Below are 26,482 nucleotides of genomic sequence, written 5' to 3' on the forward strand. Positions count from 1 at the left end.
CAGTGCTGGCTGATGCATCGTCGACCCAATCGAGCGAACTCAAAAGAAGGGTCCAAGAAAAAAAGCCTGCCGCCCGAAGCGCGGCAGGCGAAATCGAGGGGCGGGGTTGCCTTGGAAAAGCGCCCCCTCGAAAGACCAAAGCACAGTCTAGTCGGTCGATGCGGGCAGCGGATGTGCATGGCGGATTGAGTCAAAATGTTGACTGAGGGGGACATGAGAAAGTGTCTTCCGGGCAGGAACGACCTCGACGTTCGAGTGTGATACCGGCTCACAGAGCCGTGGACGACTCGCCGTTCCCGGTGACGCATTTATGTCGACACATATGCTTGTCGACCATTCTTCGTTACCGTTCGCTGCAAGCGCCTACCCGTCTCGTTCATGCGAGTGTTCCCATGGTAAGGAGCGTGATCATTTCGTCGAGTGGCTGGCAGGGAAACTGCATCCGTGGCTCGGTAGTTTTGTTATAGGGAGTCCTGCCAATTCAGCGTGATCCGCATTGGCGAGCCACTATGCGCGATTAGCGACGATTGGCACGACAGGATCGTGGGGTGCGCATGCCACGCTGGTTGCGAGCGGCCGCCACGCACGCGAACTTCAAGTGTTCATCCAATGCTTTATGAAATTGAAAGCGTCAAATATAAATATTGGTGTTCTCAATAACCTGATTTATTTTTTGCGTTTTTCTGATTATTTTCATAAGACTATTAAATTCATTGCTTTGGCGTGATCGCCTTATATGTTGTCTAAAGGATTGATCATATCCGCCAACATCTTGGTCGATTCAGCCAGAAAAATACGTCGCAGACCATCCTTATGTAGGATCAATCCGCATAATTAGTCAGACTCAAAGCAAATCGGAGCGGACAACAATTTCCGGGGAAAATCTGATGGGGTGTTTTTCAGTCGCTGACCGCAACAGCCCAATGGTACGTCACGTTTTGCCAGAGAGCGGCACCGCGAAACGTATCGGTATCGTTTTGTTTGGCGGCTTCGCCCTTCCCGAGGCAGCAGCGATCGCGGAGGTATTCCAGTCGGCAAATGCGCTCACCGAAGGGGAACAGTATGGCAAGACGCGTTACGACGTGAGTTTGTTGTCGGCAACGGGAGGCAGGGTCGCGAGTTCTTCATCGGTGTTCGTTTGGACCGAAAGCATAGGAGCTCAGCGCGAGTCAGAGCGCTTTCACGCCTTGTTTATTGCTGGTGGCGAAGGCGTGATCGATGCGCTGCGCGATGAACAGCTGGTTGCGTGGCTTCGGCGGACGCATGGGCGCGGGGAACTGGTATTCCCGATCGGTGAAGGACGAGCGTTGCTCGACGCCGCTGGTTTCGGACACGCAGCCGGTGTCAGGCGTGACGGCGAACGCGAGGGCGAAATCGCGCAGACTGGCGCTGGTAAAGGCTCTTCGAGCGCTTCCGTCAGCCCGTTTCGAACAGCTATTGCGGTGATCGAGGAAGATTTCGGCGCCGAGATTGCGCGTCAGATAGCTGACTGGGTTGCGCCATCCGCGGATACCAGGTTTACGGCGATTGTGCGCAAGAGTGCTTCGGTTGGCGTGAGCGAAAAGATCAAGGCATCGGCAAAATGGCTGGAAACGAACGGGCAACGCCATATTTCGATCGACGAGGCAGCGCAGATCGCGGGCATGAGCGAGCGTAATTTTCTCAGGCGCTTCAAGATTGAAATGGGTGTGACACCGTCCGATTACTTGCTGTACGTGCGGCTTGATATGAGTTGTCGCCTGCTTGTCGAAACTGATTTGCCAGTCGACAAGGTGGCGCGCCATTGCGGCATTGGATGCGGCGGCCGGCTAGCGAAACTCTTTCGCAAGCATCTAACGACAACGCCCACGGAGTATCGTATGCGCACGCGGGTTTGATCGCGGAATCGCGCTCATCTTCACGCCGCCTTCATTGATTGACCATGGTGGAAGTAATTCAAATTGTTTGTTTTTGGAAATTCCCGTGGTTTTCGTTATGCCTCGACTTTTCTGGTTAAAGTGACGCGAATCAGATTGCTGACAAAAAGATCAGTGTTCGTTGTGAATAATTTGTGCCGTGATAGTTCGGCGATATTCATTGCCCGCGCACAGCGAGGCTCGGCAAATTGGCTTATGTTAAAGCGATGTGCGAGGGCTTACTAATTGCTGGAGAAAATCCCTGAATTCAAGCTGTATTAACGGTCGAGAGCCAAACGAAAGACCGGCGCGATGGCGAACTGATCGAGAGAAAATACATTGAGCAGGGCCGGTTCGGCCAAAATTCGAATCGCTTGCGCCATGCGCGGCTACGTGACCCATTTCAGCCTTATGCTCCCGCTTCTTTGTTTCGACCCGCGTGAGCGGCAACATCCGCCGAACCACCGGTCCCGGCTTCACGCGTTGACCTTAGCGCATTTTGCCTCGGCGTATTCCGTTGAACGCGCCTCGCCTTGCGTGCCTATCCGTGGGGTCGGGATCAAGCACGTGCGATTTGGCCATATTAATGACACTCGGAGTCCCTCATGCTAAAAGTTACGAAGGCAGTATTTCCGGTAGCGGGTCTTGGCACACGATTTCTCCCTGCCACGAAGGCGAGCCCAAAGGAGATGCTGCCGATTGTCGATAAACCTCTCATTCAATATGCCGTCGAGGAGGCCATGGCCGCCGGCATCACTGAAATGATTTTCGTGACGGGTCGCAGCAAGCGCGCGATCGAAGACCATTTCGACAAGTCGTATGAGGTGGAGGCGGAACTGGAAGCGCGCGGCAAGGACAAGCTGCTGCAGTTGGTACGCAGCATCAAGCCCAGCCATGTCGATTGTTTTTACGTACGCCAACCGGAGGCTCTCGGCCTCGGGCACGCGGTGCTGTGCGCGGAGAAGCTGGTTGGCGATAGCCCGTTCGCGGTGATTCTCGCGGACGACCTGCTATACGGCAGTCCCCCAGTGTTGACGCAAATGATCGAGGTGTTCGATCACTACCATAGCTCGGTGATTGGCGTTGAGGAAATCCCGGCGCAGGATACCAAGTCCTACGGAATCGTCGACGGCAAGGAATGGGAAAAGTCGATCATCAAGATGTCGGGCATTGTTGAAAAGCCTGAGCCGAGCGTGGCTCCTTCAAACCTCGGGGTTGTGGGCCGATATGTATTGAAGCCGCGCATTTTCAAACATCTGCGCGCAATCAAGCCGGGAGCCGGTGGCGAACTCCAGTTGACAGATGCAATCGAGTCGCTGCTCGCCGATGAGCAGGTGCTGGCATACAAGTATCGCGGCACACGCTTTGACTGCGGCAGCAAAATCGGCTATCTGAAGGCCACAGTGGAATTCGCGATGCGCCATCCTGAGGTCGGTGCCGAGTTTCGTGAGTACCTCGATGAGTATCTGTCTCTGTCGCCGTTGTGAAATCGTCAGCGTGTCCGGACTCGGTGCTCGCTTGCACGGTAAGAATCCGCACGTGGGCGACCGAATCCGACCCGCCAATTGGATCAGCAGAAGCACGGTCATCCGGACAGCCAGCCATCAGTTTTATGCAGAGCGCCTGTGTACGATTTCCCAAACGGCCCATACGTAGCCGTGGGCGGCCAATTATCTTCAGGGGATGGCTGGATGGCAGGTTTCTTTTCCCGTGCTAGTCGCCATGCGGCTCAGCCTCAGGTGTTACATGGCGTTCGCTCGGTGAAACGCATCGGGATAACTCTTTTCAATGGATTCGCGCTGCCGGAGGCCGCCACGGTAGCGGAAATCTTTCAGTCGGCTAATGCATTCTGTACCTCCATGCGCATTGGTGGCCCGCTCTACGATGTTCATTTGCTCTCGGTAGGCGGTGGAAGAATAGCGAGTTCATCGTCGGTGTTCGTCTGGACCGACAGTATCGAATCACGCGGTCGCGCTGACGATTTTCACGCACTCTTCATTGCCGGCGGCGCCGGCGTTCAAAACATGTTAAGCGAGGAGCGTCTCATTGCATGGCTGCGCTGGCTCGACTTGCGAAGCGAAAGGATTTTTCCAATTGCCGAAGGACAGTTGCTTCTGGATGCCGCCGAATTCCCGAGCAAGTCCCGCAAATTCGGCCTTGGCGAAGACGCTCATACGATTGACCAGCGCGGATTGAAAGTGTCGATTCCACACCGATCCAATACTCCGCTGCGTGGAGCACTTACGATAATTGAAGAAGACCTTGGAGCAGAAGTCGCGCGCGAGATCACAGGAGTGGTCAGATTGCGCTTTGAGGCGCAGTTTACTGCCGCGCCAAACAAAAACGTGCTCGGCGTGGTGAGCGAAAAAATTCAGTCTTCGGTGCAGTGGCTGGAGATGAATTGCGGCAGGGCGATCACGATTGAAGAAGCGGCGCAGTTCGTCGCGATGAGCGAGCGCAATTTCCTGCGTCGCTTCAAGATGGAAATGGGCGTGACGCCGTCAGACTATCTTCTCTACGTTCGTATCGATAGGTGTCGCCACCTTCTGTCGGAAACGGATCTGCCTGTCGACAAGATCGCGCGACGTTGCGGTATGGGCAGCGGCGGCCAGCTCTCGAAAGTATTTCGCCGGTATCTTGGCGTGACGCCGACCGAGTACCGCGCGAGCAAGCGCGCTTTCAACCCGGCTTGAGGAGGCCACGCCCAGGTTCGTGAGACCGGCAGTGGGAGAACCAGTAATCGCTCAACGGGAAGGGCGTTCAAGGCGAGAATGACGGCTCTTGTCAGTACACTTCAGCCATGCTGAAGCGAGTACCCACGGAATCGCGCTCCGACGTGATCGGCGCGGTTTTCAGATCCCACTCAATAGCGATATCCGGGTCGTCCCACTGCAGCGTGCGTTCGTGCTCCGCTAAACCGCGTTCGGTAGTCTTGCCGAGAACCTCCGCCACGTCCGACAGCACCAGAAAACCGTGCGCGAAGCCAGGCGGAATCCATAGCTGATGACAGTTGGCAGCCGAAAGTCGCGCGCTGATATGACGGCCGAAGCTGGGCGACCAACGGCGCAGATCGACCGCGACGTTCACGACTTCTCCATTGACGACGCGCACCAGCTTTCCCTGTGGCCGTTGAATCTGATAGTGCAGACCACACAATACGTTGTGGGGGTAAACGGTATGACGTTCCTGCACAAAACGATAGCCACGCGCTACGTGTTCCTCGAATTCCTCCTGATCGAAGCTGTCGAACGAAATGCCGTTTGCGTCGTGAACAATGCGTGGCTCGATCAGTTTGACGTCGCGAATTGCCGTGTGCTTGACCTGGATTGCCATTGTGACGAATAGGATGAAGAATTGCGGACACCCTGCATGGCGTTCTGCGGGAGGTGCTGTTCGTTCTGTGCGATAGCGCCGCGTGTGTACGGTCGATCTCGGCAGCGGGCAGCCACTGGCTGGCGCCTTCGGTGCGTCGTTATCCATATCGATTGCCTGCAAAACGGATTGGAGGCCAGTTCTGATGAGCCCCGGAAACCACATCGCGGGAGTACCTATCTGTTAAGCCGTTAATCTTACAAGTGGCCGTTTATCCTTGATCGCCAAAAGTTTGGTGTGATACGCCATTTGCGTATTTCGGCAAGGGGAGCCGATCGGCATCGTGCGATGCCAGGTTGTGTGATCGGCGAAGTCGCGACTCCTCACCCGCGAATTTCGAAGCTCGGCGGAATCCCTCAATGTTTTGGCGGACCCGATCAGATTGTCCATAGGACTATGCGTCGCGTGATAACAAATCCGGCTGGCGTTAGGCATTTACCCGTAGGCGGTGGAGTGGGTCGGCTTCATCCACTGCATACCCGGGGCGCCATGCTTATTTCCAAAAGCACGCGACCAACTGGGCGCGTCCACTTAAGTCACCAATAATGAACCGTCTGCTCGAATTAGATCTTCAGGCGCGTACGGAACTGCTCGCCTATCTGGTTGCGTTACAACTGGTCGCACGCCAGAAAACCGGCCAGTGGTTGAAGCCTGGCCAACTGATCGAATCCACTCGACTGTGGCTGCGCCTGAATGGCCGTCGCGCCGATTGGCTGCAGCGTGTGACGCTGGCATGCCGTACGCAACGGCTGGCCGAGCAACTCGAGCGAACCTCGCCGGAGCGGTTCGACGCACGCAGTCTGGCGCGCATGTTTTTTTGCGGCGTGAGGCTGGACTGGCGCTCCCAGGTGGTGATCGAAATCTTCGTCGCGTGTGTGGCGAATCTGCCCGGAGAGATCGTCTTTCACAGGCAGGGCGGTTGAAGGTAATGCGAACCCTCGCAACAGAGTAGCTCGGTGCACGCCGCATGTGTGACCTAGCTAATTCCACTGACTCGACATGTCCTGGTCAAATTACGCCGACACTCGTTCTTGTACTGAACTTCTAACCTATCTCGTCTTGTCTCAATTGTTGAGGCATCATCTAACCGGAAAATGGCTGATCGCCGAGCACGCAGCCGAATTCACACATTTGTGGATGTATGTGAATGGCCCGCTTGATCTGCTGGCGCGCGTATCGTTGGCCGGCCGTTCGGAAGCACTCGCAGCGAAAATGTTGCGTGAATCGAAGCAGTTGTTCGACGCCAAGGCCCTTGCGGAGGCATTCGTCGGTTCAGGGCATCTCGACTATCGGTCTCCCGTGGTAGTCGCCGTTCACCAAGCCTGCAGGCTGCAGGTCACGTCAGCATACAAATGCACCGAACACCAGTTTTGGTGCGACGCGGATTAGGGAATCGGCTATTGCAAGGAATGCGCTAGATCAACGCGAGAAGCGCTGCTGCGGTTCTATCAAATGCATTGACCGTCGCGTCGCTATTGGCAAGCGCGGTCATGTTTTTCCGATTTGCTTCCAGAGACGAAATGAAAGCGCCGGTGAGAATCGCGCGTTGCTCGGCGGGTAAAACATCGAGAAGCGAGCTCTGGAAGCTGAGCAGAGCGAGGATCTGGCCGTGCAGGGAGTCGATAGTCGGTTCTAACATGTGAATCTCTATGCGGTGAAAAGGCGGCGAGCTGGCCGCTGTTGAGATGTGACGCGGTCATGAGCGTGTAGCCAAATCCTTGTGCCACGGTGGGGCAGGACAAGGCGTCCTCTCATACGGGCCTGCTGGCTACCGTACTGTACACACCACTGCGGAGAGCTATGTTCCCTTTGGCGGATTGAGCCACATCTTTGACGGATGCGTTTAGGAAACGGATGTCGGCTCGGCGTTCGTGCGACGAAGGATGATCGTGTTATGCGCAGTGAGCGCGAAGCATATCTGGACTATGAATGAATAAGACGGATACGGCCAAATGTTTGTCATGAAACGGGACGCGCCGGCCGGTAGTCTTCAAGAACCTCAATCGCTGGTTCTAAGTTGGTGAAATATATGGTAATTGTCCTTTCGATTCTCGCAAATCTCTGCTTCGGTGGGGCGATCGCCTACCTGCTTTTCAGCGTGTTTTCCGCGTTGAAGGTTGGGCGCCGGCACTTCCAGACATTGATATTTCTTGAGTTTCAGCCGCATCGGGCGCGTGGGAACTGGGAAGCATCGCGGGCGAGGCTCATGATCCGCTTGCGGCTATGGGCAATTCTCGGCGTGTTGATTGGAACTGGCTCTCTGACCGCGGCTCTATCGTTCCCTTAAAGGCCGTCGCTGAGAGGACTTTCTGCGGCCTTCTCTTGTCTGCAGTCGCCAATAGAATTGGCGCCGGACGGCCAGAATGTGGGCCATGACCTGCATGGATAACTCGCTAAAACGCACCGGTCACCGAGGAATCTTGCGATCCATAAGATGGCGCGAGAGGAAATTTTGAAGTGCGGAAAAAGCGATTGCTTCCGGGATTGCAGCTTCCTCTTGCCAATACATGGATGCATTCGTGAGATCGGGATAGTGCCTGATTCAGGGCATGGCAAGCGAATGGGCTAAAACGCCAACATGTTGGCGTTTTCCGTCAGTCGCTCAAAGTCAGAAGATGGCCTATGTATGATGCACTGCAACTGAGGTCGGGGTACTTGTAGAAAGTGAGCGGTTGGGGCGACACCCGAAATACGAAAGGGAAATCTCGATTTTTTTGCTGATAACACGACCACTAACAGCGTTATCAGTGAAAGAGAAATGAGCATTGACCGATTGGATTGGGGCAGGTCGTTAGCCGGACGATCGCTAACGGATGCAAAAGCAGGTTCGGCCTTCAAGTTGAACTCGCTCGCGCGATAGGCGGGCGGAAGCCGGAAGTGGCTGGAGACGCCACGAACACCACATCGGTAAGCCCACCGCCGACGCTGTCGTGACGATGGGCAAGTCCCTTTTTTTGGAACCACGAACTACCCCCGTTGCTGGATCACGATGACCAGTACACGAAGGGTATGGCATCGCATTGTTTGATCTGCTGTCTAAATGCTCGTGTAACCGAGTGCTTGAGTGTTGACTGGAATCAGCGGTTGAGTGACAAGAAGTGACTGATGCAAAGAAAAAAATGCTCTGTGAATCTGTTCAAGCCGGAACTACGAATAGGACTGCATATGCTGAACACCTCAACGGATGAAGCTGTTGTGCACGCTGGTGACAGCAGGTCGGTTCCGACGGAACAGGAGTTCTCCGCGGCGTCCGTCCGGCTTGTTCCGGTGGTGCTCGCGGGCGGCGCTGGTTCAAGGTTGTGGCCCATGTCGCGTGAGCAGTATCCGAAGCAGTTGATTGACGTACTCGGTTCGGAATCGCTGCTGCAAGCTACCGTGCAGCGGATGAAAGGTTTCGGCGCGCACGGGCGATTGGTGGGTGCTCCGATTGTTATCTGTGGAGAGGAGCACCGTTTCGTGACGGCGGAACAGTTGCGTGAACGGGGTGTCGAGGCGCGCATCGTGGTGGAACCGGCTCGTCGCGATACTGCACCTGCACTGACGTTGGCGACCACGACTGCGTGCGCGGATGGGGATGATGCGATTGTGCTGGTCATGCCGGCGGACCACGCGATCGTCGACGTCGCTGCTTTCCAGGTGGCAGTCGCTCAAGCCGCAGAGCACGCCGAGCGGGGTGCGATCGTGGCACTGGGCGTGCCGCCCACGCGTGCCGAGACGGGCTTCGGCTATATCAAGCTTGGCGACGAGATTAGTGGCGAGGCGCATCGCATTGAGCGTTTCGTCGAAAAACCCGCAGCGGAGATCGCTGCCCAATACGTGGCGTCGGGTCAGTACTGGTGGAACAGCGGCATCTTTGTTTTGCGCGCGAGTGTATGGCTTGCGACGCTCAAGCGGCTCCAACCGGCAATGTATGACGCGTGTCTTCAAGCGCAGGCGCAGGGTTCCAGCGACGCTTCGTTCTTCAGGCCGGGCGCTGAAGCATTCAAGTCGTGCCCGGCCGACTCGATCGACTACGCGGTGATGGAACACCTCGGGGCGCAACAAGGCATGGCGGAAGGTGTCGTAGTGCCGCTCAGCGCGGGCTGGTCCGATCTCGGTTCGTGGGATGCGGTCTGGGATGCACTAGAGAAAGACGGTGACGGAAATGCTTCCCATGGTCGGGTCGTTTTCGAGGGGGCCACGTCCAGCTTCGCTCGTTCGGAGAAGCGTCTGATCGCATGCGTTGGCGTGAGCAACGTGGTGGTGGTTGAAACGGACGACGCCGTGCTGGTGGTCGACCGTTCCCGTGTTCAGGAAGTGAAGAGCGTGGTCAGCCGGATGCGGGCATTGCAGGCCCCTGAAGCCGAGGTTCATCGCAAGGTTCGACGCCCGTGGGGTTATTACGATTCGGTCGATCATGGCGAGCGCTTCCAGGTCAAGCGGATCCTGGTCAATCCCGGCGGTCGCTTGTCGCTGCAACTGCATCACCACCGCGCCGAGCATTGGATCGTGGTGAGTGGCACTGCTTTGGTCACGCGTGGGGACGAAGAATTTCTGTTGAGCGAGAACCAGTCGACTTTCATTCCATTGGGCGTGACGCATCGACTCGAGAACCCGGGGAAGCTGCCGCTCGAATTGATCGAAGTTCAGTCCGGGCCGTATCTCGGTGAAGACGACATTGTTCGTTTTGATGATACATACGGGCGGGCGTGACGCTTCGGTTACGCACGCTGTCCACCTTCTGGCGGGGAGATCACAACATGCTCGGATTACAGGGGTTATTGGCGCGGCTTGTCGACGTGATTCTGATCGTGGCGGGCGCACTTCTGGCGTCGCACATTCGCTTTGAAGATCTCGTTCAGACTCGGGTGGATGGCGCATTCATTACGTTCTCGGTCGCGCTTGCTCTGGTGTCGTTCCCGGCATTCGGACTTTATGAATCGTGGCGCGGTCGCTCATTGTGGCGGCTGACCGGGCAGGTCTCGTTGGCCTGGCTGCTGGTCCAGGCGGGTGGGCTCGTTCTGATGTTCTCCGTTCATCGCACGGATATGATCTCGCGGCTCTGGTTCATCTATTGGACCGCGACGAGCGCGGCTGGCTTGATTGGGTCGCGGTTGGTGCTGCATTCGGTGCTGCGTAGCATGCGCCACGCTGGTATGAACTTGCGCAACGTCGCTGTGGTAGGCGGCGGGTCTCATTGCAAGGATGTTGTGAGTAAGGTGCAGGCGATTCCGGCAAGCGGATTTCGCATGTCGGCTCTATTCGAGGTCGGCGCAAGCGAAGTCTTCGCACCCAAGAGCATTCCGGTATTCAAGAACTTCGACGAGTTCTCCGAACACGTTAGAAAAAACGCGATTAAGGAGATCTGGCTGGCTTTGCCGTTGTCGGAAGCCCAGACCATGCTCCGTTTCGTCAACGAATTTCGTGGTGATCTGGTGAACATCCGTTTCATTCCGGATGTGCGCAGCATGGCGTTGTTCGACGCCGGCGTAGTGGATCTGATCGGCTCGCCGGCGATCAGCCTGGTTGCGTCGCCGCTGCCCGCTCGGGCAATGGTACAGAAAGAGATCTTCGACCGGTTGTTCGCAGCGCTGGCGCTACTCGCGCTGACACCCTTGTTGCTGATCATCGCGATCGCGGTGAAGTGCTCGTCGCGCGGCCCGGTCTTCTTTACGCAATACCGGAAGGGGGCTGATGGACAGGTGTTTCGCATCTATAAGTTCCGGTCCATGCGTGCTCATGCTGAGAAAGCGGGCGTCGTCACTCAGGCCACCAAGGGCGATCCGCGCATCACGCGAGTAGGTGCGCTTCTGCGCCGGACTAGTCTCGATGAGCTGCCGCAATTCTTCAACGTGCTGCGCGGCGAAATGTCAGTGGTCGGGCCAAGGCCGCATGCGATCGAACATGACGAGATGTATAAAGAGGTTGTTGACGGCTATATCCATCGCTATCGGATTAAACCTGGTATCACTGGTTGGGCGCAGGTAAATGGGTTCAGGGGGGAGACCGACCGACTCGAGAAAATGCAGAAACGAGTCGAGCATGATCTCTACTACCTGCAGAACTGGTCGTTTGGTTTGGACATGCGGATCGTGATTGCGACGATGGTAAAGGGGCTGGCGAGCAGTAACGCCTATTAACACGTCAGCCATTCGAACGAATTTTATCTACTTCAGTGCGTGGTCTTCGCAGCGGCATGGAAACACAAGCCTGCCGGCGTGTACGGCAGTCCTGGCGAGGCTTCGGTGACGTTTCCACGGAAATCCGCTGGTCAATCAGACCGCAACCCGAAAGACGGCAACACCAATTTTCATACACGATTCGCAGGGAGATCGTGCGAATTTTTTTGCAGTTGACGCTGCCGCCGAATTCGAAATCAATGAAAAAGAATTTGAAGGATTATCTGATGGCATTATTTTGGAAGTGGGTCAGTCGCTGTAAAGAAACTGATTGCCGTCGCGGTTATCAATTGCTGTCCGGACTGGCTGCAAGCGTCATTCTGTCGGCGTGCTCGGTTGCCCCCGGAATGCGAATGACAACACCTCCAACGTTGCCGCTGACAAGTGGCGACGCACAGACTCCGCCGGTCGACCTCCAGGTTCCGATAGTCGACATCAATACCGCATTGATCAGGAAGATGCGTGATGAAGTGGGGCAACCCACCGCGGTCGAAAGCAATAAGCTGTTTTCGAACACGTCCGGCTATACGCTCGGAGTCGGTGACGTACTGCAGATTACGGTTTGGGATCATCCTGAACTCGCAGTCGCGCAAGGCATGCAGCAGACCCAGACAAACGTGCAGCGCAGTACCGATCCCGCAGCTGGCTTCATTATTGAAAGAGACGGTACTGTCCGCTTTCCGTACGCAGGGAAGATCGCTGTCCGTGGTCTTCAGGTAGGCGAAGCTCAGGATCGAATTGCCGCGGCGTTGAAGCGCGTTTTCGAGAATCCGCAGGTCACTGTCAGGGTGGCGTCCTACCGTGCAAAAGAGGTCTACGTAGACGGTCAGGTCAGAAGTCCCGGTGTCGTGTCCATAACCGACATCCCGATGACGCTCTACGAGGCGATTACTCGAGCAGGCGGGCTCGCTGATAGCGCTGACCAGAGCCGCTTGATACTGGTGCGCGACGGTGTCTCCTATCAATTGGATCTCGCGAAGATGCTCGCTCGCGGAGAGAACCCTTCGAAAATCGTGCTGCAGAACGGGGACCTGTTGCGAGTGGTCTCGCGAGACGAAAGCGGCGTCTACGTCATGGGCGAAGTGAATAAGCCGTCTACCGCCTATCCGCTGAGAACCGGCGCGTTGACACTGAGTGAAGCGCTGGCTCAGGCGGGAAGTATCAACTCGAATTCTGCCGACGCCGCTCAGCTCTACGTGATACGCAGTTCGCAGGGCACTAATCCCGAAGTCTTCCATCTGGATGCCCGATCACCCGTTTCAATGATTCTGGCGAACGAATTCCAGTTGCAACCCAAGGACGTGGTGTATGTGGATGGCAGCGGACTTGTCCGATTCAGCCGTGTCCTTAGCCTGCTCCTGCCAGCGATCAACGCAGGTCTAACCGCAGCAATTGTGACGAAATGAGCGTCCATTCCATTCTGATTGTCTGTGAGGGAAATATCTGCCGAAGCCCTATGGCCGAAGCGCTGGCCATCGATCTGTTTCCACGGCTTCATATCAGCTCAGCTGGTTTAAACGCGCTGATTGGGAAAAAGGCCGATCCTTTTGCCAGATCGGTCGTGACGGAGCGAGGGCTCTGTCTGGATACGCACGTGGCCCGGCAACTCGGCTGGTCGATGGTGAAGGCCGCGGACATGATTCTGGTGATGTCCGCAGAGCAGAAGAAGAGGGTCGAAGACACGTACAGATTCGCAACAGGGCGAACCTATCGAGTGGGGCACTTTCAGAAATTCGACGTGGCTGATCCTTACCAGAAAAGCAAAGCCGAATTTGAAGAAGCGTTTGCGTCGATCGAAGCCGGCCTGAAGCATTGGTCTTACGTGCTGGAAGAACTGAACGTATAAATATAGGTAACAAATGGCTGCTAATCTACCCGCGTCGCTTGACGCCACGAGTGCCAATGAAGACGTTTCGTTTGCTGATTACCTTTCGCTGATATACGAAGGGCGGTGGCTCATTGCGGGAATCATGGCGTTTGTCGTCGCGCTCAGTGTCATCTACGCTTTCGGCGCGCGCCCCATCTACGAAGCCAATATTCTGATTCAGGTCGAAGATTCCGACCTCTCCGAAAAGAATCTGCTTGGAGATCTTGCTCCCTTATTGGACGCCAAATCGGCAACCACCGCCGAGATCGAACTTCTGCGGTCGCGGCTTGTGGTCGGGTCCGCGGTTTCGAGTCTGAGGCTTTTTATCGAGGCTACGCCCCGGCACTTTCCGATCATTGGCGGATGGGTGAGCAATCGCTACGAGAGCCGGATGTCAGCGACTGGCCCGGCAGAGATCGCGCCCGCATTTCTTGGCCTGAGTCGTTTTGCGTGGGGTGGTGAGAGCATTCAAGTCGATCAATTCGACGTTCCAAGAACGTATTGGAAGAAGAAGTTCACGCTGGTGGCTATCGGTCGTGACTCGTATGTATTGAAGAGCTCAGGCGACGTGGTGCTCGAAGGGAAGCTGAACCGCGTCGCGAAAGGCCGGATCGACGACGGCGAAGTCACGCTGCTCGTATCCAGGCTGACCGCGCGTCCAGAAACCGAGTTCATTATCAAGCGCAGTTCCGAACTTCAGGCGGTGGAAGACCTTCAGGACGATCTCAAGATTGAGGAAAAGGGCAAGCAATCCGGCATCCTCAGTGTTACCTTGAACGGACCCAATCCAAAGAAGACGAAGAGTATATTGGATGCGGTGGCCAGCGAATACGTAACGCAAAACGTCGCGTTGAAATCAGCGGAAGCACAACAAACCATCGAGTTTCTCGATCGTCAACTCCCGCAGTTGAAAAGCCAGCTTGACGACGCCGAAGCCAAGTACAACCGCTTCAGAAATGAGAAGGGAACCGTCAATCTGAGCGAGGAAGCGAAGCTCATATTGCAGCAATCGGTCGATTCGAATACAGCGCTTCTCGAACTGCAGCAAAGACGTCTCGAGTTGAGGCAGCGCTTCACCGAAGAACATCCGAGTGTCGTCGCGCTTGATAAGCAGATTGCGGCTGCAAAAGGTCAAACAGAGTCCCTTGGCGGCAGAATCTCCGGGTTGCCCAACCTGGAGCAGGGCGCATTGCGTCTCATGCGCGACGTCGCTGTAGATACCGATCTGTACACGGGTCTTCTGAATAGCGCGCAGCAGCTTCGTGTCCTGAAGGCAGGCAAAGTCGGCAACGTGCGTGTGGTCGATTTTGCGCAGGATTCGGAAGAACCGATCAAGCCGAAGAAGGCGTTGGTGATCGTAATGGGCGTTGTGTTGGGCGCGATTTTCGGCGTGACAACCGCATTCGTGCGGAAGGCGTTTTTTGGTGGCGTCGAGAGTGGTGACGCGATTGAGCGCGCCACTGGCCTGCCCATCTACGCAACGATTCCGCACAGTGACGAACAACGCGCGCTGGATGATGCCGTTCGTCAGCGCGTAAAAGGCTTTCATATCCTTGCGCACCAGAATCCTGCCGATACGGCAGTCGAAAGTCTGCGCAGCCTGAGAACGGCAATTCAGTTTGCCATGCTTGAGGCTGAGAATAACGTTGCGATGGTCACGAGTCCCAGCCCCAGTGTGGGTAAGTCGTTCATTGTCGCCAACCTCGCGACGATACTTGCCTCGTCCGGTAAAAAGGTGCTGCTAATAGATTGTGATTTGCGGCGAGGCCACGTGCACGATTGCTTCGGTTTGGCACGGGAGCCGGGCGTGAGTGACTTCATATTGGGTGAGATCAGTCTCGAGAAGGTTATTCAGCGGGACGTTCTTCCCGGTCTGGATTTCATTTCGACCGGGACCGTACCGCCGAATCCCTCCGAGCTGCTGACAAACGCGAGATTCTCGGAATTGCTGGAGAAACTGCGCACTTCGTACGACGTAGTGATCGTGGATAGTCCACCGGTCCTCGCCGTGACCGATGCGGCAATTATCGGCAAACATGCCGGGACAACACTTCTGGCCTTGCGCTATGCGCAGCACCCACTGCACGAGATCGTTGAGTCCGTTCGGCGATTGCAGCACGGTGGCGTTGCACTGAAAGGTGCATTGCTCAATGATCTGCCGCGAACCGCTCTCGGCTACGGGCGCAGGTATGGGCGGTATTACGCGTACGAATATGGGCAGCTAACGAAATGAACGAACGCTTGGCAAACAGGAAGCGTCGTCGCGACGGACAATGTGATCCGTCGATCCCGTTGACGAACGGCCATCACGTGGCAGTGATCCTGGTGAATTATAAAAACGCCAGGGATACATTGCGCTGTATCGAATCGATCGGGCAACTGGACTATGGCTCCTACTCCATCGTCGTTGTGGACAATTGTTCGGGTGACGGCTCCTACGAGAAGTTCCTGGAGCTTGGGCCGTCGGTCAGGGTTATACGCTCGGATTCCAACGACGGCTTCGCTGCCGCATGTAACCTGGCGATGAATGCGTTGCGGGATTCGGCCGTCAAATACTTCTGGTTGCTGAACAACGACACAATCGTTCGCAAAGACACGCTTTCAGAGCTGGTCAAGATCGCTCAACAAAGTGATGCCATAGGCGCCGTCGGATCGAGGATCGTCGATCTACACGATGTTGAGAAGACGATCTGTGCCGGCGGAGGCGTAATCAGCCGTATTACCGGTCGATCCATGCACATCGAGGATTTCACGGCCCAGACAAAGTTGGACTACCTGTGTGGGGCAAGTTGTCTGATTCGCCGGGACGCGTACCTGGATATCGGGCCACTCTCGGAGAAATACTTTCTTTACTGGGAAGACGCCGATTACAGCTTCCGGCTGGCAAAGAGGAACTGGTTGATTTCCTTTGCCGAGAAGTCAATCGTCATGCATGCGGAGTCGAACACGGTTGGTAAGGGGAGTCCTCGATTCGACTACTTCTTTTCTCGCGGTTCGGTCATTTTCCTGAGAAGTCATTTCAAATATCACTGGGTCATTCCACTGCTTGTCTCCTTGTCGGGCAGGCTTGCTCGCCGTGTAATCAAGGGAAATTACGCAGGGGCCGTGGCAATTGCGACCGGAGTAGCACATGGCCTGTCCGGTCAACTTCGGCGTCCGGGCTGACGAACCGCTATGGCAACCATTGGAACCTATACGGCACCACGACGGCCGCTCCCGCTAAGTTTGCTGTTGGCGTTGAGCGCGCTCTTTGCCGCGCTCGGCGCTCAGATCTTTCCCGTTTTCGGAATCATCTGTTTGGCGACGATCGCGTGTTCGCTATTGGAGGCGACAAAGAAGAATCTCGCCGGGCCGGCGTTCGTCATGCTCATTGTGTTCAGCCTTTACGTGTTGCCGCGCGCCGCCTTGGTTCTGCTAGGTGCGATCGACAAATTCTCGGGTTTCGACCTGAGTGACGACAACCAATGGATCATTGGAACGGTTCTGTTTGTCTATGCGTTTCTATCCGGAACCAAGCTCAGTGGGACCGATGGCGTTGCACTTGGTGCACCGGCAAAGGGTTCAAAGCTGGCAGTCGTGATCAGTCTGTTCATGATTGCCTGTTCCATCCTGTTCTTTTTCAGCTACTTGAAGGCTGTGGGTGGAGTGCAAGGCCTGATTGCGAATTACAACGCGGAAACCTATTTCGCGGCAACTCAGGACGAGGTGGGATCTGCAAGCAAGAATGGGTCGATCTACACGCTGATTTCGGGATTCGCTATCGTCAGTGCGGCGCTGTTTGCACTTCGCAAATCTCGCAAAATGGTTATTTCTTATTCCATTTTGTGCGGCATCTCATTGGTGATGGCGGTCTGCTTCATCAAGCGCGAGTATGCGTTCGACGTATTGATGGCGATTATCGTCACGCTGGTTGCAAGAAAGTCCGTGGTTAGACTGCGAAAGCTCGCCCTGATCGGCTTTGCGGCAGCCGGAATGCTCTTCCTGCTGTTTCTCGTCAGATCCGGATTTCAGCCGGGCGATGCCGTTGCGGTTCCGTTGGCGCTACTCGACACCTCCGAATTCTGGGTGCTCGATCAGATTATCAACGTGTACCAGAATGGCATCGGACTGACCGATTACGACTATGGCTGGCTTCATGTCATGGCGCTCGTCTCGCCTTTCATGCCGTTCGATTCATATGTCCCCCTGGACCACATTCTGGTTGAGCGATCAATGGGAATTTCCGGCTGGGGAATTCCGCCGACAATTTTTGGTTACGCCTTTCTGGTATTTGGCTGGATTGGTCTGATTCCGTATGGTATTGCGCTTGGATACCTGATCGGCCGTGTTGACCGTTGGTTGAAAAATCGAACCCGAAAGAGTTGGAGTTTCCTGAGCGCATACATGATTTTCATCATGTATTGCTGGTTTCTATTTAGAAACGGTGACCCTGTATTGGCGGTGTTTTATACCAATCGGTACCTGTTCCTGGTGATTTTCGTTGCCTTGATTGAATGGGTGTTTAACCGTGGTTCGAGGCGAATGGCTACCGCGAACTCAATGAGAGTGCGGATATGACGCGACACTTCAATTCACTATTCCGTCAGGCGCTGGGATCGAATGTCGCCATATTGGGGCTGAATTTCGGCAATGTAGCCCTTACATCGCTGTTCGCCGGTCTAAACACGCGCGGCGCGGTGACGGCGATTATGACGTATCCGCCCTTATTAGCTTCGATATGCTGTTTTGGGCTTCATCTGGGGTTCGTTTATCTGACGCAACGGTTCCCTGAACGTGCGGAAAGTCTCTTTAAATGTTTGATTGTCTGCGCCATTTTCTCCCTTGGCGCAGGCACGCTCGTCAGCTTGACAATTGCACCGTATATCGCAAGCAAAATTTCGGCCGATAGGACGCTGGTGACGATTTGGACCATCGTTCTGACCGATTCTACGATCGTCTACGCGCTGTTTTCGGGTGCCTGTCAAACCGAAAAGCTGTTCCATGTATTTAGTGTCTCGCGATTGATGTCGCCAGCGGTGACCACGGTGGGAATTCTCGTTTTCGGTCTGTTCTCGGTGGTGGAAACGCAAGCTTATCTGGCTGCCTACGCCGCTGGATCACTGGCAAGCAGTGCGTTCACGATCGTCGTGTGCATCAAGGAATATAAAAATAGAGGCGTGTTGGGACGGAAGGATGTACGCGAACTCGGCCGTCTCGCCTCGCTGTACTGGATTGGCGATGTAATGAACATCCTGGTTTGGCAGGTGGACAAGATCGCGTTAATCGCATTGTCCATGCCGATGCGGGAGGTAGGCATCTATACGATCGTCGCAGCAATTGCGCGGGGCGTAGGCCAAATTCCGATTTCGTTGAGTCAGGTGCTGCTGGCAAAGGCGATTGGGAAATCAAGAAATGCAGTGGTGGAACAAACTGCCGTCAATTTCCGATATATCACGGTTTTGTCGGTGCTGATGGCGGCGTGCCTGACCCCGGTCATGCTGTCCTCGTTCTTTATCACGAACGTGGAGATTTCCCGATTCCTCAAGGTCCTGTGCATTCTCTCAATTGATTCCTGTGTAGCGGGGGGAAGCCTGATTGTTTCTCAGGCGTTCAGTGCTGTAGGCGAGCCGCACAAGGGGGCGGTCCGCCAACTGGTGGGCGGCTTGTCTGCGATTGTATTTGCCTATCTGCTCGGGTTGCAGCTCGGTGTAGTCGGCGTTGCGACCGGGATTCTGATGTCCTCCGTTCTAAAACTCACTGTAGCGTGGGTCATGTTCAAGGGCGCTTTTGAAACGCGATCTGAAAATTGGATGCCTTCGCGCACCGATTGGGGTGGGGCATTGGGTTTTTTAAAACGGGGAGGCTAAATGAATTCACTAAAACACAAACTGACGTCGTTGCTGGAAATCATTCCGCAAGGCGAGCACATAATATTTGCCGACTATCCCGTATATTTCAACATCGGGGATCTGCTGATATTTCAGGGGAGTGAAAATTTCTTTCGTGATAACAATATCATCATCGATGACCGCTTCAGTCTGAAGGAAAAGTCGCAGATTTCCAGAAATACGGTTGGCGACAGGGCGATCGTATTGCAGGGGGGAGGTAACTTCGGTGACCTTTATCCGTGGCATCAGTCATTTCGTGAGCAGATCGTAAGTCAATTTCCCGACAATAAGATTGTTCTCCTGCCGCAGACGATCCACTTTTCTGATGTGAAGAAGGCCAAGGAATCGGCTGCAATTTTCAAAAGGCATAAAAATCTACATATCTGTGTTCGAGACGAAAAAAGCTACAAGTTTGCCGCGGATTTTCTGAGCGACAAAGTGTATTTGTTGCCCGACATGGCGCATTGGCTCTACGGATCATCACCGTTCAAACCGGCAATGCGCGATGCAGCGAACGGTACGCTCTGGTTGATTCGTGGAGACAAAGAGCAGCCGCAGGCTTCGCAAGTTTCGGAACTGCCGGTCCCTGGGCGGGACTTTCAAGGAGATTGGAACGATTTGCAGAAGTTTTCGGCGCCGTTTCTCGAACAGTGGTCGACCAAATTTCATCGCTTAGCGGGAATGGCTCCGGTCAGGGTGGTTCGTCCATGGAAAATGTACCTGCCGGTGGTGCGCTCAATTATCGAGGCGAATGTGAATTTCTTCTCGAAATACGAGCGCGTTGTGACATCGAGATTGCATGGGCACATTCTCGGTGCCTTGCTGGACAAAGAAATTGTTCTGATTGATAACTCGTATGGCAAAAACTCAGGTTATTACGAGTGCTGGACGAAGGCACTTCCGAATGTGGTCCTCTCTGCCAGCGGAGTGTGAGCCGTGCGCACAGCATTCGTATTGCTTTGGGCTGAGATTTCCGTTGAGAACTGGAAGAAGTCATTCGACGAAGGCCTCAGGCCGGACAGAACGCCCTATGGATATCATTATCTGGAGGAGTCTGGATTCGACGTGCTTTATTCGAAGTCGTTTAACGAAAACCCCCTTTCCCGTATTTTCAGAAAAATTGTATCCAGGATATTTCGTGCCGATCTCGTACATGCGCTGAGAAATATCAGGGGAATGGCAAAAGCGGACTACATCTTTACCCATACGGATAAAGAGACGTTCTCTGTTCTGCTGTTGAGAACAGTTTTCCCGTGGCTGATCAAAGCGAGGACCGTGTGCCAGATTATCTGGACCCCAGACGTGCTGAAACAGCAGAGTAAGTTCGGCGCAAGGATTCTCGGAGCTGTGTTGAGGAAGGCGGATCTGGTCATCACGTTGTCCAGCCAGAACCAGGACTGGTTGAACCAGCTCGACAGCCGGATCAACGCGAGATCGGTGAAATTCGGCATTTGTCGCGACAGCTTTTTGACTGAGGAGCTTCCGGCTATTCGGGACGATTCGGCAGTGAGAGTTCTTGCGATCGGTAATGACGAACATCGAGACTGGAACACGTTTTGTGCGGCTCTCTCCGAAGTGAGTGACATCCGCGTACGAGTGCTTAGCCGTACCTTCAAGAAATCGGTTGCGTCATATCCGGATGAATGGGAAATAGAGTCCGCGAATTCGCTCGGTGAGGTAAAGGACGCGTATGCATGGGCGGACCTCGTCGTGGTGCCGCTGAAAAGCAACATGCACGCGTCCGGCATTACCTGCGTACTGGAAGCGGCATTTCTGGGCGTGCCTGTCATCGCGGCAAATACCGGAGGCCTGACTGACTATTTCGAAGATGGCGAAGTGATGTACTACGAGACGGGTAGTGCCGAATCGCTTGGTTCGCAAGTCAGGAGATTTGCCACGGATGTCTCGGCGCGACGGAGTTATCAGCGTGCGGCGTTCGAGCGTGCGCGCAAGGAAACGCTGACCTCGAAAAACTACATTGCCCAGCAAGTGAGTTTGATTCTGGCTCGAGATGCAATCGGGGGGACCTGATGAAAATAGTGCACGTATGCGAGACGCTGAAGGGCGGCATCGAATCCTATTTGGCGGAGATTATTCCGTTCCAGGTGGGTCTTTACGGAGCGGACAATGTCCACATCATCGTCCCCCGCGACGGAGCGGGCGGGCGAAGCGAGTTTCACGAAGCCGTTGTCTGGGAATTCAGGAGAAAAGGCCGTTCTTTCTCTACGATGCTGAATCTCTGCGTGGCGATTCTCAAGCTCGTCAAGACGCAGGCGCCAGACGTTATCCATTTGCACAGTTCTTTTGCCGGCGCCATTGGTCGCGTTGTGTTGATGGCTTTACGCAAGGAGACGAAGGTTGTCTATTGTCCGCACGGTTGGTCCTATCTGCGCCAGGGTGCAGAACGTACGAACTGGCTGTGGAAAAAGATCGAAACGATGCTGGCGGTAGCGTGCCACAAGATCGTTTGCATTTCCGAGCACGAGTACACCGCCGCACTCAACGCCGGCTTGCCGGAACATAAGCTGGAACTGATCGTAAGTGGAATTTCGGATGTCGTGTCGGACGCGCCGCGGAATCGGGTCATCTCACGCGAAGGCCGCGCGATACGCCTGTTATTCGTCGGCAGGCTGGATTACCAGAAGGGTATCGATCTGTTGTTCAATGCGCTTCGGTCGGCTGCGCGAAACGATATCGAGTTGACGATAGTCGGGGAGGCTGTTGTCAATTCCGCTTGGTGGGCACAGGTTCGCGGATCGTGTCCTGAGAATGTACAAATCATTGGCTGGCAGGAGCGAGATGCGTTGCAGCTTTTTTATGAGCTCGCCGACGCTCTCGTGGTGCCTTCACGTTGGGAAGGTTTTGGCCTCGTTGCTGTCGAAGCACTCCGATCGGGCACGCCGGTGATATGCAACGTGGCGGGAGCGTTGCCGGATATCGTGGAACACAGGATTAGCGGTTATCACCTCGATTTTGAAAATACAGAGAAGGCGGTGGCTTTCTTCGCTGAGTTGAAGCTTGAAAATCTGGCCCACTTGAGGCATGCAGCGCGTGAGCGCTATACCAGCGTTTTTAAATCCCAGGCGATGAACGAAAAGATGCTGCAGATGTATCAGGCCGTCATTCCGCACGCAGAGGCGGTGGGCACCGCGGGGTTTATGGAGTAGGTGGCCCCGATTTATCGAGGACAATATGATTCATGTCGACTATGTGGTTGGTCACGATCCCGCAATTGATCGTGACGGTATCGGGGACTATGCGGAACAAGTGGCAGCAGCTCTGGGCCGACGCGCAACGCTCGGCTCGAAGATTGGCTTTGTTCATTCGAGATTCAAACCGGCGAGTATATTTAAATGGTTTGGATTTCTTCGATTCTTTAACCGATCGAACATTGTACATATCCAGTATCCGGTTGAGGGGTGGGGCACATCCGTCATGCCTGGCGTCGTGCCAGTCATAGGTCGGCTCTTTTTTCGATCGAGCCGCCTGGCTATCACGTTGCACGAATGGCGAAGCATGCACGTGTTGCGCCGTGCAAGCGTCTATTTGACGATTCTTCTGGCAGACGTCCTGATCTTTGCCTCTGAACGGGAACGAAAAGCATTTTTAAGTTCACGGATTGCAAAGTATACGAGGAGCGCTCAACAACAGGTGGTCATTCCGATCGCCGTGAATGTTGATATTCCAGAGCTTGAAACAGCCGATATTCTGGCGGCACGTGAAAGCGCACTGTCGCGGCTGGCCCTCGGAAGAAGCAGGCTCGGCCACGGCGAGTCCGCTCGCCAGTTGGTGCTAGGCTTTTTCGGATTCGTCTATGAATGGAAACAGCCGGAAAAAATGCTCCATATTGTCAATGCGCTGCTGAACAAAGGTTGCGCGGTGAATCTGGTTATGTGCGGCGATTTTCCGGATGGGCACGACGAGAAACGGGAAAATTTTCGCAAGAAAATCGCGGAGTATCGGCTCGAAGGCAATGTCGAATTGTGCGGCTATGTCGAGCGGGCGGATGAACTGGCGTTACGGCTTTCTGCGTGTGACGTAGTTCTTCAGCTGTTCTCTGATGGTCTTTCGGCAAGACGAGGAAGTTTCTGGTACTCGGCCGAGCTGGGCACGCAGGTTCTTTCCACGTTTCCGGGCGCGCAGGACGAGTTCGAGCAGTGTGGAACAGGTTATGAGCCTTCGAATGACGAGCGTGTGTTGCTGGTTCCCGCAGACGATGATCCTGCCAACATAGCGGCGAGGATTCTGGACTGGACGCGACCATGGAGTCCACCGGTGAGAAGGACGATTGCGCCTACCTGGGACGAGATAGCGGCCCAACACGAGGGGGTGTATGCCGCAATGATGCCCGCGTCGCAACCGCTGACTGACGAACTGGTGGAGGAGGCCGTTCAGCCGGCGAAGACGTTCGGTTCGCGGTCGACGGAGAGCCGATGAAACCGGTCGATCGCCTGGAGAAAAGACGCTCCGTTGTGAAAGTTATCCTGACCGGGGTGTATTGTCTGTTGCCCTCTTTGGCGCGACCGGCAGAAAGCGATGCATCTGCTTCTTCCGGCATTGCAAGGCCAGACGGTACAAAGAGCAGCGTGCGTATCGACGAGCTGGGTGCGAAGGGCAACGGCGTTGACGACGATACGGAATATTTCACGCGTGCCATGCGGTCCGGCGTCACGGTCGTGGCAGGAAAGGGAAAGGTCTATCGCGTCAGGCCGCTCGTATTCGTTGATTTAAAAAACGCAGCATTGGATCTGAACGGTTCAACCCTGCTGGTAGACCGTCCTACCCCGACAGGTCCTTCGCCGTCGGGGCTCACCTTCAAATCTTCGTCCAGCTTAGGTGGATGTCAGAATCTGAAATTGAGTCATGGAAAAATCGCTTATGTATCGGGGCCCTCTGCAAGAATCGACAACAATTTCTCGATTTATGTGGAGGGCGCTCGGGGCCTGGAGATTTCCGGAATTGAGATCGATGGAAGCTGGTCGGCGGGGATCTGGGTGCAAAAATCGACCCATGTTTATATCCACGATAATTATGTCCATCACACCAAAGCAGACGGCATAACCTGTCAGGGTTGCGGAGACGATATACGCATTATTTCCAACCGCGTGAGCTTGCCGGGCGACGACTGTGTCGCCGTAACGTGGTTCACGGGAAATAATGAATCCTACGTCGGAAATAGCGCGGGTGAGAAATATAGCTCGAACGTCAGAATAGCGAATAATATTTGCGAGGATGGTGCTGCTCGGGGAATTTTTCTTGGGGGCGTGTCGGGAGGCGAGGTCTGTTTCAACAGGATATCGAGAACCGACGCCATTGGCATTCTACTGGCCAGAGATACAGTGGACCGGTCTTCCGAGTTTTTCTATGCTAACGGTGTGAATAACTCGAATCTGAACGTGGATATCCACCATAACGCGTTGAATCAATGCGCTATCGCGTCCAATAGCAGATATGCGGAGGTAGGTGGGATCTGGATCTCCGAGCGGAATCGCGGTATCAGGGTAATGAATAATATTTTGTATAAATGCAATAATATTCACTTCTACTGTGCTGGGAATGCGGAGATTTACCAGAATAAAAGTTTTTCTCCCCAATGGGTCGCGGGTGGACGGGTGAGAAAAGAACAGATGCTGGGGCGGGGCAGCCACATCGTAACGGGCGCCAATTCGGCAAGCAAGGGATGGAATTTTGGCCGAATTGACGAGAACCAGTTGATTGGCGATTGCTATTACGCAATCTGGATTGGCCCGGGAAGTCTTTCCAGGCAATGGCAGGTTGCCAGAAACCGGATTTTTGTTTCGACTGACACGACTCAGTCCGCAAATTTGCTCTCCACTGAAGCGGGGCAGAAAAACGCGGCGAGGATTACTGCCTGGATTCGCTCCGACAATCCGGGGAGGGTTTCTGTGCAAGACAACGTGGTTCAGGATCTCCGCGATGCGCCCACTCTTGATCCGTAAGTTGGTTTCCGGCGTCGGCGCGTGCAAGACCGAGTTCTGATCTTGCGCTCAGTCCCGGCCGTGAGCGTCTTCGGCCGCGCAGCGCGGAGCCGAGGCATTCTCGTGGTTAGCCGATCGCTCCAACTGCTGGTCGGATCCGTTCGGCGTTCTCAGACCATGCTCGATCCGATCTGCCGACGCACTCCTCGTGCGCGCCTCCTGCAGCGACCGCACGTAATCGTCCATTGCAACGTCCTGCTGAGGGCGACGCTTACGGCGTCCCCACAGGCGACCTACGCTGCCACAGACCTTGCTGATCACGACGGCAATGCAAACGGCCATGGCAAGGAACAACAGGGCGAGACTTTCGCCAATGTTCCGTAAGCGTGTCAGTGTTCGCGAATCTCGCACGATGGCTCCAAGGCAGGCAGCGCCTTAGTCTACCAGTTCGGAACGGCGGGCTTCGACAAGCCTTGAGCAAGCATTTGCGCGCGCGATCGGTACGCCTCGCGAAGGGCAGTCCTGCCGGCGGGGACCACGATTAGCGTCGCAAGCCGTATTAGCGGAGGTGGAATGAGCAGCGTATTTGTTCGGAAAGCGCTTTGTCAGTTGGCGTCCGCGCCGCCGAGCATGCTTTTGTAAGACTTCATTGCGGGGCTTAGCCTGAAGCGCTTATTGCCGGACGGCGCCTCAGTGTCGCCATGCGTTGAAGTCATTTCGGAATAGGACGCAAGGTTACTCGTGTCCGCCGAACTGCCTTGGGATAGAAGCGACGATTGAAGTGCGCGCTTCTTTGACATTTGAAACTTCAATTGACGCCCTTTTTTGTTTTTGTCGCCAAGTGCAAGATCGTCGCCGCTTTCCGATGCGGACTCAAGCATCATGTCGGTGAGGTAATCCGGCTCATCTATCAAATCCTTCCCTACGGTCGCTTCCTTGGTCAGGCTGGGTGGCGCGTAAGGCGAACTGTTGGCGTCCTTCTTGTCGTCGAGGTCCCGACGACGTTGGTGGTCCGCATAGCGACGCCTGTAATGCCCCAATTTCGACGTGTTCGAGTCCTCCGGCACAGGCAAACCGGTCGATGAGTAAGAGGTCAATGTGGCCGGATCAACCGACGTATAGTCCAGGTCGCTCGCATTGCCGGTGGAATAAGTCGACTGAGCGGTTTGCCGGCTCGATGCGGTGTGATATTGAGCGAAGCCGGACGTGGACATTGCAAAAAGACACAGCAAACACGCGCGCAAAGGTCTCACTGCCGCTCCTGACAGGTCGAAGAATTTCATTTCGGTTTGCGATGTAACGCGCTTGCGATTAACTTGATTGCCACGCCACCTGCTCCGTAAGAAGGCTTTGCAGATACTTGCCGTAAGCATTCTTGACGAGA

At 54.9% G+C, this 26,482-nt stretch carries 21 protein-coding genes; 18 read left to right on the plus strand and 3 right to left on the minus strand.

What is annotated here, in order from left to right; genetic code table 11:
- Nucleotides 1-887: 887 nt before the first annotated feature.
- From P0D70_RS28810 to P0D70_RS28820, 3 genes are all read left to right on the plus strand, one after another.
- A complete protein-coding gene (locus P0D70_RS28810) occupies nucleotides 888-1,877 on the plus strand; it encodes a GlxA family transcriptional regulator (RefSeq protein ID WP_408186947.1) in 990 nt (329 codons plus the stop codon).
- 623 nt (nucleotides 1,878-2,500) lie between these two features.
- On the plus strand, nucleotides 2,501-3,382 hold the full coding sequence (gene galU / locus P0D70_RS28815) for a UTP--glucose-1-phosphate uridylyltransferase GalU (RefSeq protein ID WP_091801853.1): 882 nt from the start codon (nucleotides 2,501-2,503) through the stop codon (nucleotides 3,380-3,382).
- A 204-nt stretch (nucleotides 3,383-3,586) separates the two neighbouring features.
- Entirely contained in the window at nucleotides 3,587-4,588 is a 1,002-nt protein-coding gene (locus tag P0D70_RS28820) for a GlxA family transcriptional regulator (RefSeq protein ID WP_091801851.1), read from the plus strand.
- 91 nt (nucleotides 4,589-4,679) lie between these two features.
- Here P0D70_RS28820 and rfbC read toward each other — a convergent pair whose 3' ends face one another.
- Nucleotides 4,680-5,228 carry a dTDP-4-dehydrorhamnose 3,5-epimerase gene (gene rfbC, locus P0D70_RS28825; RefSeq protein WP_091801848.1) on the minus strand — a complete coding sequence of 183 codons (549 nt, stop codon included), beginning with the start codon at nucleotides 5,226-5,228 and terminating at the stop codon, nucleotides 4,680-4,682.
- 584 nt (nucleotides 5,229-5,812) lie between these two features.
- Between rfbC and P0D70_RS28830 the strand changes: the two genes are divergently transcribed.
- Both P0D70_RS28830 and P0D70_RS28835 read left to right on the plus strand, forming a co-directional pair.
- Nucleotides 5,813-6,190 carry a hypothetical protein gene (locus tag P0D70_RS28830; protein WP_091801846.1) on the plus strand — a complete coding sequence of 126 codons (378 nt, stop codon included), beginning with the start codon at nucleotides 5,813-5,815 and terminating at the stop codon, nucleotides 6,188-6,190.
- Between the two features lie 76 nt (nucleotides 6,191-6,266).
- Nucleotides 6,267-6,656, plus strand: a complete 390-nt coding sequence (locus P0D70_RS28835) for a hypothetical protein (RefSeq protein ID WP_408186948.1) — start codon at nucleotides 6,267-6,269, stop codon at nucleotides 6,654-6,656.
- Nucleotides 6,657-6,681: 25 nt separating this feature from the next.
- Here the strand turns inward: P0D70_RS28835 and P0D70_RS28840 are convergent, their stop codons facing one another.
- The gene (locus P0D70_RS28840) at nucleotides 6,682-6,906 is read right to left on the minus strand and encodes a hypothetical protein (RefSeq protein WP_091801841.1); all 225 of its coding nucleotides are present in this window, start codon (nucleotides 6,904-6,906) and stop codon (nucleotides 6,682-6,684) included.
- 1,526 nt (nucleotides 6,907-8,432) lie between these two features.
- On the opposite strand from P0D70_RS28840, the gene P0D70_RS28845 reads away from it, so the two are divergent.
- Genes P0D70_RS28845 through P0D70_RS28905 form a run of 13 tightly spaced genes read left to right on the plus strand, consistent with a single transcriptional unit; the run spans nucleotide 8,433 to nucleotide 25,119 of the window.
- Complete coding sequence (locus P0D70_RS28845; RefSeq protein WP_408186959.1) at nucleotides 8,433-9,959, plus strand: mannose-1-phosphate guanylyltransferase/mannose-6-phosphate isomerase; 1,527 nt, start codon at nucleotides 8,433-8,435, stop codon at nucleotides 9,957-9,959.
- A 47-nt stretch (nucleotides 9,960-10,006) separates the two neighbouring features.
- Nucleotides 10,007-11,386 (plus strand): undecaprenyl-phosphate glucose phosphotransferase, encoded by a 1,380-nt coding sequence (locus P0D70_RS28850; RefSeq protein WP_408186949.1) that lies wholly within the window; start codon nucleotides 10,007-10,009, stop codon nucleotides 11,384-11,386.
- Between the two features lie 56 nt (nucleotides 11,387-11,442).
- Nucleotides 11,443-12,831 (plus strand): polysaccharide biosynthesis/export family protein, encoded by a 1,389-nt coding sequence (locus tag P0D70_RS28855; RefSeq protein ID WP_459252448.1) that lies wholly within the window; start codon nucleotides 11,443-11,445, stop codon nucleotides 12,829-12,831.
- Complete coding sequence (locus P0D70_RS28860; RefSeq protein WP_091801831.1) at nucleotides 12,828-13,271, plus strand: low molecular weight protein-tyrosine-phosphatase; 444 nt, start codon at nucleotides 12,828-12,830, stop codon at nucleotides 13,269-13,271. Before P0D70_RS28855 ends, P0D70_RS28860 begins: the two co-directional genes overlap by 4 nt.
- A gap of 13 nt (nucleotides 13,272-13,284) precedes the next feature.
- On the plus strand, nucleotides 13,285-15,525 hold the full coding sequence (locus tag P0D70_RS28865; protein WP_408186950.1) for a polysaccharide biosynthesis tyrosine autokinase: 2,241 nt from the start codon (nucleotides 13,285-13,287) through the stop codon (nucleotides 15,523-15,525).
- On the plus strand, nucleotides 15,522-16,457 hold the full coding sequence (locus P0D70_RS28870) for a glycosyltransferase family 2 protein (protein WP_408186951.1): 936 nt from the start codon (nucleotides 15,522-15,524) through the stop codon (nucleotides 16,455-16,457). The genes P0D70_RS28865 and P0D70_RS28870 overlap by 4 nt, the downstream gene beginning before the upstream one ends.
- 9 nt (nucleotides 16,458-16,466) lie before the next feature.
- Nucleotides 16,467-17,849 (plus strand): O-antigen polymerase, encoded by a 1,383-nt coding sequence (locus P0D70_RS28875; protein WP_408186952.1) that lies wholly within the window; start codon nucleotides 16,467-16,469, stop codon nucleotides 17,847-17,849.
- A complete protein-coding gene (locus P0D70_RS28880) occupies nucleotides 17,846-19,138 on the plus strand; it encodes an MATE family efflux transporter (protein WP_408186953.1) in 1,293 nt (430 codons plus the stop codon). The genes P0D70_RS28875 and P0D70_RS28880 overlap by 4 nt, the downstream gene beginning before the upstream one ends.
- Nucleotides 19,139-20,092 (plus strand): polysaccharide pyruvyl transferase family protein, encoded by a 954-nt coding sequence (locus P0D70_RS28885; protein ID WP_408186954.1) that lies wholly within the window; start codon nucleotides 19,139-19,141, stop codon nucleotides 20,090-20,092.
- A 3-nt stretch (nucleotides 20,093-20,095) separates the two neighbouring features.
- Entirely contained in the window at nucleotides 20,096-21,190 is a 1,095-nt protein-coding gene (locus tag P0D70_RS28890) for a glycosyltransferase (RefSeq protein ID WP_091801816.1), read from the plus strand.
- Entirely contained in the window at nucleotides 21,190-22,326 is a 1,137-nt protein-coding gene (locus tag P0D70_RS28895; protein WP_408186955.1) for a glycosyltransferase, read from the plus strand. The genes P0D70_RS28890 and P0D70_RS28895 overlap by 1 nt, the downstream gene beginning before the upstream one ends.
- A 25-nt stretch (nucleotides 22,327-22,351) precedes the next feature.
- Nucleotides 22,352-23,596 (plus strand): glycosyltransferase family protein, encoded by a 1,245-nt coding sequence (locus tag P0D70_RS28900; protein ID WP_408186956.1) that lies wholly within the window; start codon nucleotides 22,352-22,354, stop codon nucleotides 23,594-23,596.
- Nucleotides 23,593-25,119, plus strand: a complete 1,527-nt coding sequence (locus P0D70_RS28905; RefSeq protein ID WP_408186957.1) for a right-handed parallel beta-helix repeat-containing protein — start codon at nucleotides 23,593-23,595, stop codon at nucleotides 25,117-25,119. The genes P0D70_RS28900 and P0D70_RS28905 overlap by 4 nt, the downstream gene beginning before the upstream one ends.
- A gap of 584 nt (nucleotides 25,120-25,703) precedes the next feature.
- Here the strand turns inward: P0D70_RS28905 and P0D70_RS28910 are convergent.
- On the minus strand, nucleotides 25,704-26,381 hold the full coding sequence (locus tag P0D70_RS28910) for a dTDP-4-dehydrorhamnose 3,5-epimerase (RefSeq protein ID WP_408186958.1): 678 nt from the start codon (nucleotides 26,379-26,381) through the stop codon (nucleotides 25,704-25,706).
- Nucleotides 26,382-26,482: the final 101 nt, after the last annotated feature.

The sequence above is a fragment of the Paraburkholderia sp. RL17-381-BIF-C genome, from assembly GCF_046026435.1.
Lineage (GTDB): Bacteria > Pseudomonadota > Gammaproteobacteria > Burkholderiales > Burkholderiaceae > Paraburkholderia.

What these genes read in the sequence shown, in the direction of transcription:
- P0D70_RS28810 (WP_408186947.1), top strand. Translation starts at nt 888, where the DNA reads ATGGGGTGTTTTTCAGTCGCTGACCGCAACAGCCCAATGGTACGTCAC.
- P0D70_RS28835 (WP_408186948.1), top strand. Translation starts at nt 6,267, where the DNA reads ATGTCCTGGTCAAATTACGCCGACACTCGTTCTTGTACTGAACTTCTA.
- P0D70_RS28885 (WP_408186954.1), top strand. Translation starts at nt 19,139, where the DNA reads ATGAATTCACTAAAACACAAACTGACGTCGTTGCTGGAAATCATTCCG.
- P0D70_RS28865 (WP_408186950.1), top strand. Translation starts at nt 13,285, where the DNA reads ATGGCTGCTAATCTACCCGCGTCGCTTGACGCCACGAGTGCCAATGAA.
- P0D70_RS28830 (WP_091801846.1), top strand. Translation starts at nt 5,813, where the DNA reads ATGAACCGTCTGCTCGAATTAGATCTTCAGGCGCGTACGGAACTGCTC.
- galU (WP_091801853.1), top strand. Translation starts at nt 2,501, where the DNA reads ATGCTAAAAGTTACGAAGGCAGTATTTCCGGTAGCGGGTCTTGGCACA.
- P0D70_RS28840 (WP_091801841.1), bottom strand. Translation starts at nt 6,906, where the DNA reads ATGTTAGAACCGACTATCGACTCCCTGCACGGCCAGATCCTCGCTCTG.
- P0D70_RS28855 (WP_459252448.1), top strand. Translation starts at nt 11,443, where the DNA reads ATGGAAACACAAGCCTGCCGGCGTGTACGGCAGTCCTGGCGAGGCTTC.
- P0D70_RS28880 (WP_408186953.1), top strand. Translation starts at nt 17,846, where the DNA reads ATGACGCGACACTTCAATTCACTATTCCGTCAGGCGCTGGGATCGAAT.
- P0D70_RS28845 (WP_408186959.1), top strand. Translation starts at nt 8,433, where the DNA reads ATGCTGAACACCTCAACGGATGAAGCTGTTGTGCACGCTGGTGACAGC.
- P0D70_RS28870 (WP_408186951.1), top strand. Translation starts at nt 15,522, where the DNA reads ATGAACGAACGCTTGGCAAACAGGAAGCGTCGTCGCGACGGACAATGT.
- P0D70_RS28850 (WP_408186949.1), top strand. Translation starts at nt 10,007, where the DNA reads ATGCTCGGATTACAGGGGTTATTGGCGCGGCTTGTCGACGTGATTCTG.
- P0D70_RS28910 (WP_408186958.1), bottom strand. Translation starts at nt 26,381, where the DNA reads ATGAAATTCTTCGACCTGTCAGGAGCGGCAGTGAGACCTTTGCGCGCG.
- P0D70_RS28905 (WP_408186957.1), top strand. Translation starts at nt 23,593, where the DNA reads ATGAAACCGGTCGATCGCCTGGAGAAAAGACGCTCCGTTGTGAAAGTT.
- P0D70_RS28860 (WP_091801831.1), top strand. Translation starts at nt 12,828, where the DNA reads ATGAGCGTCCATTCCATTCTGATTGTCTGTGAGGGAAATATCTGCCGA.
- rfbC (WP_091801848.1), bottom strand. Translation starts at nt 5,228, where the DNA reads ATGGCAATCCAGGTCAAGCACACGGCAATTCGCGACGTCAAACTGATC.
- P0D70_RS28820 (WP_091801851.1), top strand. Translation starts at nt 3,587, where the DNA reads ATGGCAGGTTTCTTTTCCCGTGCTAGTCGCCATGCGGCTCAGCCTCAG.
- P0D70_RS28875 (WP_408186952.1), top strand. Translation starts at nt 16,467, where the DNA reads ATGGCAACCATTGGAACCTATACGGCACCACGACGGCCGCTCCCGCTA.
- P0D70_RS28895 (WP_408186955.1), top strand. Translation starts at nt 21,190, where the DNA reads ATGAAAATAGTGCACGTATGCGAGACGCTGAAGGGCGGCATCGAATCC.
- P0D70_RS28900 (WP_408186956.1), top strand. Translation starts at nt 22,352, where the DNA reads ATGATTCATGTCGACTATGTGGTTGGTCACGATCCCGCAATTGATCGT.